Below are 12664 nucleotides of genomic sequence, written 5' to 3'. Positions count from 1 at the left end.
GCGTGTTCTCCGGTTCGGGCCTGGCAAGGATGCCTCAGGCCGTTGCTACCTTGGTGATGGCCACATCAATGCGTTTCAAGGCCTGTTCGCGGCCGGCCAGGTACACGGTATGGGAAATGTCAGGACTGACCTGGGTGCCGGTGATGGCCACGCGCAGCGGCTGGGCGACCTTGCCCATGCCGATGTCCAGCGCGGCGGCCACGTCGTGCAGGGCCACGCCCACCGACTCGGCGGTCCACTCCGGCAGCGCCGCCAGCAGCTCGCGGGCCTTGCCCAGCGCCACCTCGGCACCGGCCTTGAAGTGCTTGGCCACCGCCGCTTCGTCGTAATCGGCCAGCGGCTGGTACCAGACCACGGCCTTCTCGGCCATTTCCTTCAGGGTCTGCACGCGTTCACGCAGCGCGATCACCACGTCCTCCGGGGCGGGGCCGGCGGCCACGTCCAGGCCCAGCTTCTGCAGCTGGTAGACCAGGTGCGGCACGATGGCAGCCACATCCTCGGTCTTCAGGAAGTGCTGGTTGACCCAACCCAGCTTGGCCATGTCCAGGCGCGAGGCCTTGGAATTGCAGTCCTTCACGTCGAACAGCTCGATCAGTTCCTGGCGGCTGAACAGCTCCTGGTCACCGTGCGACCAGCCCAGGCGGGCCAGGTAGCTCAGCAGCGCGTCGGGCAGGTAGCCGGCGTCCTTGTACTGCATCACGTCGGCCGCGCCGGTGCGCTTGGACAGCTTGGCGCCCTGCTCGTCCAGGATCATCGGCATGTGGCCGAACTTCGGCACCGGCGCACCGATGCCTTCGTACAGGTTGATCTGGCGCGGAGTGTTGTTGATGTGGTCGTCGCCGCGGATGACCTCGGTGATGCCCATGTCCCAGTCATCCACCACCACTGCGAAGTTGTAGGTGGGGTAGCCGTCCGGGCGGAAGATGACCATGTCATCCAGCTCGCTGTTGGCGATCTCGATGCGGCCCTTGATCAGGTCGTCGAATACCACCGTGCCTTCCAGCGGGTTCTTGAAGCGGATGACGCGGTTCGGGTCGTCCTTGTACGGCAGGCCCAGCTCGCGCGCGGCGCCGTTGTAGCGCGGCTTTTCCTGCCGGGCCATGGCGGCTTCGCGCATCGCGTCCAGCTCTTCGCGGGTTTCGTAGGCGTAGTACGCCTTGCCGTTGGCGATCAGCTGCTCGGCCACTTCCTGGTAACGGGCGACGCGCTCGGTCTGGTAGATCGGGCCCTCGTCGTAATCCAGGCCCAGCCACTCCATCGCCTCCAGGATGGCGTCGATCGCGCCCTGGGTGCTGCGTTCACGGTCGGTGTCCTCGATGCGCAGCACGAACTCGCCGCCGCGGTGGCGGGCCTCCAGCCAGCAGTACAGCGCGGTGCGGGCACCGCCGATGTGCAGGTAACCGGTGGGGCTGGGGGCGAAGCGGGTGCGGCAGATCATGAGGCGCTCGGGGAACGGGAATCCCCCGATTTTACCAGCCCACCGCCCCCGACGGAAAAAGGGGACGGAGGGGATTAAGTCGCGATTGCCGAGCCGATGCGGCTACGGACGGGAAGCGGAGGGGAGAAACGACTTAATCCCCTCCGTCCCCTTTTATGGTTCAGCCTTGCGCGGGAACGGCTGCTCGCGCATGGCGGCGTTGTAGGCGAACGAGGCGACGATGGCCGCGGCCTGCTTCAGATCTTCCGGCTCGGCGTGGTCCCAGGTGTCCAGGTGGCTGTGGTGGACGTTGCTGAAGTAGTCCAGACGGTCCTGGATGAACTGGAAGCCCGGCAGGCCGATGCGGTCGAAGCTGATGTGGTCGGTGCTGCCGGTGTTGCGGGTGGCCACGGTGGTGGCGCCCACGTCATGGAACGGCGCCAGCCAGGCTTCGAAGATCGGCATCGCCGCCAGGTTTTCCTGGGCGTAGATGCCACGGAAGCGGCCCGAGCCGTTGTCCATGTTGAAGTACACCTGGAACTTGCTGTAGTCGCGCGTCTTGCGCAGCGCACCGGTCGGCTCGCGCAGCGAGGCCGGCAATGCCTTCTGCGCCGGGTCGGTGGGTTCCGGGAACTGGCCGAAGTGCTTGGCCACATAGGCCTGCGAGCCGATCAGGCCCTGCTCCTCGCCACTCCACAGCGCCACGCGGATGGTCCGCTTCGGCTTGGCACCGGTGGCCTTGAGGATACGCATGGCCTCCATCATCACCGCCACGCCGGCGGCGTTGTCGGCCGCGCCGGTGCCGCTGTGCCACGAATCCATATGCGCGCCGATCATCACCACCTCATCGGGCTTGCTGCTGCCGCGGATCTCGGCCAGCGTGTTGTAACCGGGCTGGTCGGCTTCGTCAGTGAAACGCGCGGCCACGTCCACGCGCAGGCGCACGGTCTGCTTGGCCTTCAGCGCGCGCACCAGCGGGTTGAAGTGTTCGCTGATCATCGCCAGCTCGGGGATGCCCACCGATTCACCGGCCTTGCGCGAACCACCTCCGGCAACACGGATGATGCCGTTGTCCCAGCTGCTGATGCTGATCGAGGCCAGCGCGCCCTCTTCGACGAAGAACGCATTGACCTTGCTCGCCAGCGCCTGGCGCTCCTGGTATTCCTTGACCCGCTTGGCGCGCTCGGCGGTGGCGTCCTGGTCCTTGGGCAGGGTGAATTCCTGCAGGCCTTCCAGCGAGGTGGCGTCGTGGCGATGCGAATCTGCCTCGGTGCCGCGCTTGTACTCGCGTGCTTCGCCCAGCAGCAGGATCCTGCCGCGCAGCTTGCCGCGGTACTTCTCGATGTCTTCCGGCTTCTTGATCTCGACCTGCACCAGCTCACCTTCGACCGGGCCGTTCGTACCCGGCGTCCACGCCTTGGGCAGCGCATGCAGCGGTTGGATGCGGTCACCCAGCATTTCCACGCTGGCCGAGGTGAACTCCCAGCCACGGCCGAAATCATCGAAGGCTTCGTCGTGGACGTTGTCCAGCTTCCATTCGTTGAACTTGCCGCGGGTCCACGCGTTGGCGCGGCCCATCGCCGGCGAATTGGTCAGGCGCGGCCCGATGCGTTCGGTGAGGTAGCTGAAGGTATCCATCACCTGCGAGCGATGGAAGGCCTCCTGGCGGATGCGGCTGACCATGTCCAGGTCCACCGTCTCGCGCTGCTGCGCCCCTGCATTGCCCCCCATCGCCAGCGCTACCGCCAGCACACCCCACTTCAGCCCGCTCCACTTCAACACGCCGCACCCCTGCCCTTCGGCTCGATCATCAACCCGTCGAGTCTAGCCAGCAGGGGCGCGGTGATACCGTCCCATCGGTCATGGGCGGTGCGGAAGCGTGCGAACCAAGGTTCGCACCCACAGGTGATCGGTTGGTTCGCACCCACCAAAGGGCTGGGTTCCCGCCCGTAGATCCACGCCATGCGTGGATGAACAGCCGAATCATCCACTCCAGCCCAGCCACAGCTGCGCCCGCGCCGGCAGCAGCAGCAACCAGTGCCGCCGGTCGATGCTGCTGCAGCCGTACACCGCCGCATGTGCCGGCCAGTCCTCCGGCAGGCCGCCGATGCCGATCTCGGCCAGCGCCTCCGCTCCGGCCTTCCATGGCCGGTAGCGTGGCACCCTGCCCGCCAGCGCGCCGCGTCCCTGCCGCGCACCCTGCAACCAGTCCAATCCCTGGCCCTGCAATCCCTCGCAGGTGACCGCGGCCAGCTGGAAGCGGACCAGGCCGGGGGCGATCCGTGCCCCCGGCAGGGCCGCCAGCACACCATGTGCCTGCAGCAGTGCATCCACTTCCAGCAGGGCCGGAATGCCCTGCCGTGCCCGTTGCCGCAATCCGTGGCGCCAGCCCATGGCGTCCTCCTTACTTCAGTTCCGCGCCAAGCGCGTACCAGTCGACCCGGCGGGTCACCCACATCGCCAGCGCCAGGATCACGAACAGCAGCAGCGAGCCCATCAGCAGCGCGTTGTTCTCCGACACCAGCAGCCCATACAGCGCGCCGTACAACACGGTCAGCAGCGCGGCAAAGCCGAGGCCACGCTTCCAGTGGCCCAGCACGTTGGCCAGGTACACCGCCTGCAGCCCGATGCAGGCCACGGCCGAGACCAGGTAGGCCTTCCAGAACGCGATGTGCTCGGACAGGCTGATCAGCAGCAGGAAGAAGATCGCCAGCGCCAGGCCCACCATCAGGTACTGCAGCGGATGGATGCGCAGCGACTTGATCAGTTCGAACAGGATGAAGCCGACGAAGGTGAGCAGCACGAACAGCACGCCGTACTTGGAAGCGCGGTCGGCCTGGGTATAGGTATCGACCGGATCGACCAGCGACACGGTCACCGCCTGCGAATCGATCGCGCCGTCGCTGCGCAGCTGGCGCTGCGCGTCGGACGCCAGCGAGGACACCGCCCAGCGTGCATCGAAGCCCTGCGCATTGACGCGTCGCTCGTTGGGAAGGAATGCACCACTGAACGACGGATGCGGCCAGCTCGAACGCAGCGCGATGCGGGTGTCATCGCCCACCGGCACCACCGACAACATGCGGCTGCCGTCCAGGCGCAGTTCCAGTTCGACGGTACTGGCGGCCAGGCTGCCGCCCTGGTCGCTGGCGAACCCGGCCACGGGAGCATGCAGGCCGCGACCGACTTCGCTGGCCGCTTCGACGCCTGGCAGCAGCCGCAGCTGCTTTCCGTCCACGCGCAGGTTGGGCGTACCGACCAGCCCGCGCACGTCGGAGACGCCCAGCGCCACATACGGCTGTCCGTAGCTGCGGCCTGCCTTCACCGGGTAGTCGTCGACGGCGAACGTTGCCTTCAGCTGGCCGTTCCAGCTGTACACCGGCACCTTGAACAGGCCGACCTCGCGCTGGCTCGGCAGCATCTCACCGCCCACTTCCAGCGTGGCCGGCATCTGCAGCCAGTGGCCTTCGCTGACCTGCACCTCGGTCTTCTTGTTGCCCTTGGCGTCGACCACTTCGACCTGCTGGCGCTCTACCCACGGCACCACCCGCACCGGCCCGACCAGGCGCTGTACCCCGGCGCGGCTGTCGGCAACCCGCGAAAAGGCCTCGTCGCGGTATGCGCTGCGCTCGGTGATGACCCCACGGATCATCATCAGTGGAACCAGCAGCAGCAGGATCAGCCCGCCGACAATGGCGAACCGCAGCAGCATTTTCAGGGATTTCATGGTCCATCCTCGTTGGAGAGGGCTGCAGGATGGACCGCTGCAGTGAGCAGGGTTTGTGGCGAATTTGAAGCGAGTGTGAAGTCAGCGGCGCGGGCGCTGGCCCGGCACGCTCAACGGCAACCACAGGCTGGCCACGGTGCCGCCGCCGTCACGGACCTCGACGCTGGCACGGCCGTCATGCAGGCGCGCGACCTCCTGCACGAACGGCAGGCCCAGGCCCGAGCTGCGCCGTCCACTGGCGGGACGCGCCAACGAATAGAAACGCTCGAATACCCGATCGCGCGCATAGTCCGGAATGCCCGCCCCCCGGTCGGCCACCTGCAGGCGCACGCCCTGCCCGTCCACCTCGGCCTGCAACGCGATCTCCGCACCGGCTGGTGAGAATGCGATGGCATTGTCGATCAGGTTGTGCAGCGCCTGCCGCAGCAGGTAGGCATCGCCCTGCACGGATAGGTCGGGCGCGCTGCCGATGCGCACCTGTACGCCCGCCGCCTGCGCGCGCACCTGCGCCGCAGCCGCCGCCTCGGCCAGCAGCACCGGCAACGCGATCGGGTCGCGGGTCTGCAGCCAGCCATGCTGCTCCACTTCGGCCAGCGCCAGCAGCTTGTCGATGGTCTCGGTCAGCCGTTCCTGCTGGTCGACGATGCTGCGCGCGAAATGCACGCGGTCGGCCTCGGGTAGCGGCTCCTGCAGCAGCTCGGCGGCACCGCGGATCGCCGCCAGCGGGCTCTTCATCTCGTGCGTCAGTGACTGCACGTACTGTTCGACGTAGGCCTTGCCTTCCAGCTTGCGGCGCATGGTTTCCAGCGCCTGGCCGAGATCGCCGATCTCGTCGCGGCGGCGGCGCGGCGGCGGTACCGGTTCGCCGGCGGTGACCGCGCGGGCATAGCGGCTGAGCTGGCCCAGGCCGGTGGTCAGCCACATCGTCACCAGTACGCCGACCAGCGCCGACAGCCCGATCAGCCATGCCCCGCGCTCGATGATGGCGCGCTGGCTGGCGGCGATGAACGGATCGATGCTGCGGTTGGGCTGGGCCAGGCTGAGCACACCGATCAGCGTGCGTCCGTCGGCCGGGTCATATACCGGCGCCGCCACGTGCATTACGGTATCGCCTTCCTCGCCCGGTACTTCCGGGCTGGAACGGGCGCCGTACTCGCCGCGCAGGGTGCGGTAGACATCGTTCCAGCGCGAGTTGTCGCGGCCCAGGTCGCGGCCCAGCGAGTCGTAGATGACGATGCCTCGGGCGTCGGTGATGGTCACCCGGTAATCCAGCGAGCGCTTCGGGAAGCGCCAGACCATTGCCTTCAGGTCGCGCTGCCGCGCCTTGGCCAGGTTGCGGGTGAAGCCGCCGCTGCGGATGGTGCCGTCCTTGACGTCGGCGGCGGCCATCTCGGCCAGCACGTTGGCCGCATCGACCAGGGTCGACTCCATCGCCTGGCGCACACCCGGTTTCACTTCATTGACGAACACCCGCATCACGAAGAACGCGGCGATGCCGGTGATCAGGAAGAAGCCCAGGAACAGCTTCAGCACCAGGCGCATCGGCTAGACCTCCAGCGCGTAGCCGAGGCCACGGTGGGTGCGGATCGGATCATCACTGGCACCGGCCGCACGCAGCTTGGCGCGCAACGTCTTTACATGCGTGTCCACGGTACGGTCGGCGCTGTCGGCGCTGCTGTCCCAGCCGCGATCCATCAGCTGCGCACGGCTGAGGATGGCGCCCGGGCGTTGCAGCAACGCCTCCAGCAGCGCGTATTCGTAGCGGGTCAGGTCCAGCGCCTGGCCCCTGAAGCGGATGCGGCGGCCGTCGCGGTCGATGGCGAATGCGCCGTGCTCCTGCCAGCCCGCTTCGGCGCTGCCCGCTGTCGCCAGCTGTGCGGCACGGCGCAGGCGAGCACGCACCCGCGCCACCAGCTCGCGCGGCGAGAACGGCTTGGTCATGTAGTCGTCGGCCCCCAGTTCCAGGCCGAGCACGCGGTCCACTTCGTCATTGCGGGCGGTCAGGAAGATCACCGGCAGCTGCGCAGCCGCGCCCGGCTGCGCGCGCAGCCGCCGGCACACCTCGAAGCCGCCCAGATCCGGCAGGCCCACGTCCAGCACCAGCAGATCGATACCCCCGGCCTGCAGACGTTGCAGGGCTTCGCTGCCCAGCAGGCAGTGGCTGGCGGCATAGCCTTCGCTGCGCAGCGCATAGAGCACGGTTTCGGCGATGGCGGCTTCGTCCTCGACCACCAGGACATGGGCAACAGGGGCTGTCATGGCGCGCAGCATAGCCGCTGCGGCCGCCGCCCCGTACACTGCCGCCCATGAACTATCGCCACGCCTTCCATGCCGGCAACCACGCCGATGTGCTCAAGCACATCGTGCAGCTGGCCCTGATCGACAGCTTCAAGCGCAAAGACAGCCCGTTCTTCGTGCTCGACACCCACGGCGGTGCCGGCCGCTACCTGCTGGCCAGTGAAGAGAGCCGCAAGACCCTGGAGGCCGAGTCCGGAATCATGCGACTGATGGCCCAGCCCAAGCTGCCGGAGGTGGTCGAGCGCTACCTGAAGGCCGTGCAGGCCGACAACCCGGTGGGCGCGCTGACCAACTACCCGGGCTCGCCGCTGCTGAGCGCACAGGCGATGCGCGCGCAGGACCGCATGGCGGTGTGTGAGCTGCAGGAACCCGAAACGGCCACGCTGAAGGCGCTGTTCGCCCATGACAGCCGCGTCGACGTGCGTCCGGGCGATGGCTATGCGCTGCTGCGCTCGCTGCTGCCGCCGAAGTTCAACGGCAGCAAGATCGGCCGCGGCCTGGTGCTGATCGACCCGCCCTACGAGGCCCAGGACGCCGAGTACCAGAACATCCTGGCCGCCCTGGCCGAGACTCTGGCACGCTGGCCGCAGGCGACCTGCGCGGTGTGGTTCCCGATCAAGCAGCGCCGCACCATCCTGCACTTCCTGCGCAAGGCCAGTGCGCTGCCGGTGAAATCGGCGATGACGATCGAGTTCCTGGTGCGCCCGGACGACTCGCCGCTGCGCCTCAACGGCAGTGGCATGCTGCTGCTCAACCCGCCCTGGCAGTTCGATCGGGTGGTCGGCCCAGCCCTGCCGGCGCTGCGCCAGCACCTGGGCGAACCCGGTGCCAGCACCCGCCTGGATTGGCTCAAAGCCCCCGAATAACGGCCTTCACGAGGCTGTACCGCCGTGAGCCTTTCGTTCACGGAATGCAGCCCCGGTGATGCCACAATCGATGGACCACCAAGGAATCACCCGGTATGGCCACTCGCAACCGCATGCCGCCCTGGCATGAGATCTTCAAGGCTCCCAGCGGCCACGAGCTGCTGATCCGCCCCATCCGCCCGGAAGATGGCGCGCCGCTGCAAGCAGCGTTCAGCCTGTTCGGGCCGGAAGAAATCCGTGATCGTTTCCTGCAGGCGGTGACCGAGCTGTCGCCGGAAACCACCCAGCGCCTGACCCACCCCAATCCCAAGACCGAGATCACCCTGGTCGCAGCCGAATCCCTGCCCGCTGGCGAAGCGGTGGTCGGCGCGGTCGCCCGGGCCTCGATCATCCCCGGTACCCGTGAAGCCGAGTACGCGATCCTGATCAGCCGCTTCCTGATCGGCCAGGGCCTGGGCCGGCAGCTGATGCGCAAGCTGGTGAAGTGGGGCCGCGGCAAGTACCTGGACCGCCTGTACGGCGACGTGGCCGCCGAGAACGAGCCGATGAAGCAGCTGGCCGCCTCGCTGGGCTTCAAGCCGGTGCCTCATCCTACCGGCGCCGAAGGCCTGGTGCGGATGGTGCTGGAGCTGGACAACTGAAGGATGGGCCGGGCACTGCCCGGCACCGCATGTTTCGATAGTCGAGCAAGCTCGACTCTACGGATGCGCCGGGCACTGCCCGGCACCGCATTCCGGTAGTGCCGGCCGCTGGCCGGCAGCCTCATGCACCGTTGGGGTATCGGAATGCCGGCCAGCGGCCGGGACTACCTGGCGGGCTTCGACCGGGCTTCTGCTAAAATCCGGGGTCCATGTCGCGTACCTCATACCCCGCCCCGCCGCTGCCGCGCGCCGGCCAGCTCCGCGCCTGGTGGCGCGCCCCCGCATCGCCGACCGCCCTGGCCTGGTACCTGGCCCAGGCCGCGCGTGCGCACGACGCCCCGCTGCTGGTGATCGCCCGTGACAACCACGGTGCCAACCAGCTCGAAGCCGACCTGCAGACCCTGCTTGGCGGCGACCCGGCCCTGCCGGTGGTCGCCTTCCCGGACTGGGAAACCCTGCCCTACGACCGCTTCAGCCCGCATCCGGACATCATCTCGCAGCGCCTGGCCGCCCTGCACCGCCTGCCTGCGCTGAAGCGCGGCCTGGTGATCGTGCCGGTGCAGACCCTGCTGCAGCAGCTGGCGCCACGCAGCTACGTGATCGGCGGCAGCTTCGACCTGAAGGTCGGCCAGCGCCTGGACCTGGAGGCCGAGAAGCGCCGCCTGGAGAGCGCCGGCTACCGCAACGTGCCGCAGGTGATGGACCCGGGCGACTTCGCCGTGCGCGGTGGCCTGCTCGACGTGTTCCCGATGGGTGCCGACGAGCCCCTGCGGGTAGAGCTGCTGGACGAGGACATCGACTCGATCCGCGCGTTCGACCCGGAAAGCCAGCGCTCGCTGGACAAGGTCGAGGCCGTGCACATGCTGCCCGGCCGCGAAGTGCCGATGGACGAGGCCAGCATCGCCCGCGTGCTGGCCACGCTGCGCGAACGCTTCGATGTCGATACCCGGCGCAGCGCGCTGTACCAGGACCTGAAGTCCGGGCTGGCCCCGGCCGGCGTCGAGTACTACCTGCCACTGTTCTTCGAGCGCACCGCGACCCTGTTCGATTACCTGCCCAGCGGCAGCCTGCCGGTGGTCTGTGCCGGTGCCGGTGAAGCCGCCGAGACGTTCTGGGCGCAGACCGGCGAGCGCTACGAACAGCGCCGCCACGATGTGGAGCGCCCGTTGCTGCCGCCGTCGGCGCTGTACCTGTCGCCGGAACTGCTGCGCGAGCGCCTGAACGATGCGCCGCGCATCGAAGTGTGGTCGGCCGACCACGCACGCATCGCCGATGCGCACGCGCTGGGCGACCAGCCGTTGCCGCCGCTGCCGGTGGCTGCACGCGAAGCACCGGCCGGTGATGCACTGAAGTCCTTCCTCGGCCACTACCCGGGCCGGGTGCTGATCGCCGCCGATTCGCCTGGCCGCCGTGAAGCCCTGCTGGAAGTGCTGCAGGCCGCCGAGCTGAAGCCACCGGTGGTGGCCGACCTGCCCGGCTTCCTCGCCGGCGATGCGCGCTTCGCGATCGCGGTGGCGCCACTGGAAGACGGCTTCGCGCTGGACGATCCGCGCATCGCGGTGCTGACCGAGCGCCAGCTGTTCCCCGAGCGCGCCGGCAGCACCCGCCGCACGCGCCGTGCCGGCCGCGAGCCGGAAGCGATCATCCGCGACCTCGGCGAGCTGACCGAAGGCGCACCGATCGTGCACGAGGACCATGGCGTGGGCCGCTACCGTGGCCTGATCGCGATGGACGTCGGCGGCATGCCCGGCGAGTTCCTCGAAATCGAATACGCCAAGGGCGACCGCCTGTATGTGCCGGTGGCCCAGCTGCACCTGATCAGTCGCTATTCCGGTGCATCTGCGGAAACCGCGCCGCTGCATTCGCTCGGCGGCGAGCAGTGGAGCAAGGCCAAGCGCAAGGCCGCCGAGAAGGTGCGCGACGTGGCCGCCGAACTGCTGGAGATCCAGGCCCGCCGCCAGGCGCGTGCCGGACTGGCGCTGCAGGTGGACCGCGCGATGTACGAACCGTTCGCGGCCGGTTTCCCGTTCGAGGAGACCCCGGACCAGCTGGCCGCGATCGACGCCACCCTGCGCGACCTGGCCAGCAGCCAGCCGATGGACCGCGTGGTCTGCGGCGACGTCGGCTTCGGCAAGACCGAGGTGGCCGTGCGCGCCGCCTTCGCCGCCGCCAGCGCTGGCAAGCAGGTGGCCGTGCTGGTGCCGACCACGCTGCTGGCCGAACAGCATTTCCGCAATTTCCGCGACCGCTTCGCCGACTACCCGATGAAGGTCGAAGTGCTGTCGCGCTTCAAGACCAGCAAGGAAATCAAGGCCGAACTGGAGAAGGTCGCCGCCGGCACCATCGACGTCATCGTCGGCACCCACCGCCTGCTGCAGCCGGACGTGAAGTTCAAGGACCTGGGCATGGTGATCGTCGACGAGGAACAGCGTTTCGGCGTGCGCCAGAAGGAAGCATTGAAGGCGCTGCGCGCCAACGTGCACCTGCTGACCCTGACCGCCACGCCGATCCCGCGCACCTTGAACATGGCCATGGCCGGCCTGCGTGACCTCTCGATCATCGCCACCCCGCCGCCGAACCGGCTGGCGGTGCAGACCTTCATCACGCAGTGGGACAACGCGCTGCTGCGCGAAGCCTTCCAGCGCGAGCTGGCGCGTGGCGGCCAGCTGTACTTCCTGCACAACGACGTGGAGAGCATCGGCCGCATGCAGCGCGAGCTGTCCGAGCTGGTGCCCGAGGCGCGCATCGGCATCGCCCACGGCCAGATGCCCGAGCGCGAGCTGGAAAAGGTGATGCTGGATTTCCAGAAGCAGCGCTTCAACGTGCTGCTGTCGACCACGATCATCGAGTCGGGCATCGACATCCCCAACGCCAACACCATCATCATCAACCGCGCCGACCGCTTCGGCCTGGCCCAGCTGCATCAGCTGCGCGGCCGTGTCGGCCGTTCGCACCATCGCGCCTACGCCTACCTGGTGGCCCCCGACCGTCGTTCGATCACCCCGGATGCGGAAAAGCGCCTGGAAGCGATCGCCTCGATGGACGAACTCGGCGCCGGCTTCACCCTGGCCACGCACGATCTGGAGATCCGCGGTGCCGGCGAACTGCTGGGCGAGGACCAGAGCGGACAGATGGCCGAGGTCGGCTTCAGCCTGTACACCGAACTGCTGGAACGCGCGGTACGCAGCATCAAGCAGGGCAAGCTGCCCGACCTGGATGCCGGCGAGGAAGTGCGCGGCGCCGAAGTCGAGCTGCATGTGCCGGCGCTGATTCCGGAAGACTACCTGCCGGACGTGCACACCCGCCTGACCCTGTACAAGCGCATCTCCAGCGCGCGCGACAGCGATGCACTGCGCGAGCTGCAGGTGGAGATGATCGACCGCTTCGGCCTGCTGCCGGATGCGGCCAAGCACCTGTTCGCCATCGCCGAGCTGAAGCTGAAGGCCAACACGCTCGGCATCCGCAAGCTGGACCTGGGCGAGAACGGTGGCCGCATCGTGTTCGAATCCAAGCCGAACATCGACCCGATGGCGGTGATCCAGCTGATCCAGAAGCAACCGAACCTCTACGCCATGGAAGGGCCCGACAAGCTGCGCATCAAGCACCCACTGCCGTTGCCGGAAGACCGCTTCAACGCGGCCCGCGCCCTCCTGACCACCCTCGCCCCGGGTTGATCGCCCCCGAATACCCCGCACCGGTCCCCACCCGGTGCGGGTGG

At 68.1% G+C, this 12664-nt stretch carries 9 protein-coding genes; 3 read left to right on the top strand and 6 right to left on the bottom strand.

Annotated elements, in window-relative coordinates; translation table 11 throughout:
* Positions 1-34: 34 nt before the first annotated feature.
* The 6 genes from gltX to creB form a co-directional block, all read right to left on the bottom strand.
* A complete protein-coding gene (gene gltX / locus K5L94_RS06765) occupies positions 35-1438 on the bottom strand; it encodes a glutamate--tRNA ligase (protein ID WP_274512330.1) in 1404 nt (467 codons plus the stop codon).
* 153 nt (positions 1439-1591) lie between these two features.
* Entirely contained in the window at positions 1592-3148 is a 1557-nt protein-coding gene (locus K5L94_RS06760; protein WP_053451268.1) for a M20/M25/M40 family metallo-hydrolase, read from the bottom strand.
* Positions 3149-3400: 252 nt separating this feature from the next.
* Positions 3401-3811 carry a hypothetical protein gene (locus K5L94_RS06755; protein WP_053449176.1) on the bottom strand — a complete coding sequence of 137 codons (411 nt, stop codon included), beginning with the start codon at positions 3809-3811 and terminating at the stop codon, positions 3401-3403.
* Between the two features lie 10 nt (positions 3812-3821).
* A complete protein-coding gene (creD, locus tag K5L94_RS06750; RefSeq protein WP_164241361.1) occupies positions 3822-5141 on the bottom strand; it encodes a cell envelope integrity protein CreD in 1320 nt (439 codons plus the stop codon).
* Between the two features lie 81 nt (positions 5142-5222).
* On the bottom strand, positions 5223-6683 hold the full coding sequence (gene creC / locus K5L94_RS06745) for a two-component system sensor histidine kinase CreC (RefSeq protein ID WP_274512328.1): 1461 nt from the start codon (positions 6681-6683) through the stop codon (positions 5223-5225).
* 3 nt (positions 6684-6686) lie between these two features.
* Positions 6687-7412 carry a two-component system response regulator CreB gene (creB, locus tag K5L94_RS06740; protein WP_274512327.1) on the bottom strand — a complete coding sequence of 242 codons (726 nt, stop codon included), beginning with the start codon at positions 7410-7412 and terminating at the stop codon, positions 6687-6689.
* Between the two features lie 35 nt (positions 7413-7447).
* Between creB and K5L94_RS06735 the strand changes: the two genes are divergently transcribed.
* The 3 genes from K5L94_RS06735 (at position 7448) to mfd (ending at position 12620) form a co-directional block, all read left to right on the top strand.
* Positions 7448-8305, top strand: coding sequence for a 23S rRNA (adenine(2030)-N(6))-methyltransferase RlmJ (locus K5L94_RS06735; RefSeq protein ID WP_006425982.1), 858 nt, complete (start codon positions 7448-7450; stop codon positions 8303-8305).
* Positions 8306-8400: 95 nt separating this feature from the next.
* Positions 8401-8946, top strand: a complete 546-nt coding sequence (locus tag K5L94_RS06730) for a GNAT family N-acetyltransferase (protein ID WP_004150340.1) — start codon at positions 8401-8403, stop codon at positions 8944-8946.
* Positions 8947-9155: 209 nt separating this feature from the next.
* Positions 9156-12620, top strand: coding sequence for a transcription-repair coupling factor (gene mfd, locus K5L94_RS06725; protein WP_053449173.1), 3465 nt, complete (start codon positions 9156-9158; stop codon positions 12618-12620).
* Positions 12621-12664: the final 44 nt, after the last annotated feature.

Source organism: Stenotrophomonas forensis (assembly GCF_028752115.1).
Lineage (GTDB): Bacteria > Pseudomonadota > Gammaproteobacteria > Xanthomonadales > Xanthomonadaceae > Stenotrophomonas > Stenotrophomonas forensis.
Note: the sequence above shows the minus strand (reverse complement) of the source record. Positions and strands in the feature narration are given on the sequence as shown.

Excerpts from the sequence above, each read along its gene's own strand:
- creC (WP_274512328.1), bottom strand. The coding sequence starts at position 6,683 with ATGCGCCTGGTGCTGAAGCTGTTCCTGGGCTTCTTCCTGATCACCGGC.
- K5L94_RS06755 (WP_053449176.1), bottom strand. The coding sequence starts at position 3,811 with ATGGGCTGGCGCCACGGATTGCGGCAACGGGCACGGCAGGGCATTCCG.
- creB (WP_274512327.1), bottom strand. The coding sequence starts at position 7,412 with ATGCTGCGCGCCATGACAGCCCCTGTTGCCCATGTCCTGGTGGTCGAG.
- gltX (WP_274512330.1), bottom strand. The coding sequence starts at position 1,438 with ATGATCTGCCGCACCCGCTTCGCCCCCAGCCCCACCGGTTACCTGCAC.
- K5L94_RS06760 (WP_053451268.1), bottom strand. The coding sequence starts at position 3,148 with ATGGGGGGCAATGCAGGGGCGCAGCAGCGCGAGACGGTGGACCTGGAC.
- mfd (WP_053449173.1), top strand. The coding sequence starts at position 9,156 with ATGTCGCGTACCTCATACCCCGCCCCGCCGCTGCCGCGCGCCGGCCAG.
- creD (WP_164241361.1), bottom strand. The coding sequence starts at position 5,141 with ATGAAATCCCTGAAAATGCTGCTGCGGTTCGCCATTGTCGGCGGGCTG.
- K5L94_RS06730 (WP_004150340.1), top strand. The coding sequence starts at position 8,401 with ATGGCCACTCGCAACCGCATGCCGCCCTGGCATGAGATCTTCAAGGCT.
- K5L94_RS06735 (WP_006425982.1), top strand. The coding sequence starts at position 7,448 with ATGAACTATCGCCACGCCTTCCATGCCGGCAACCACGCCGATGTGCTC.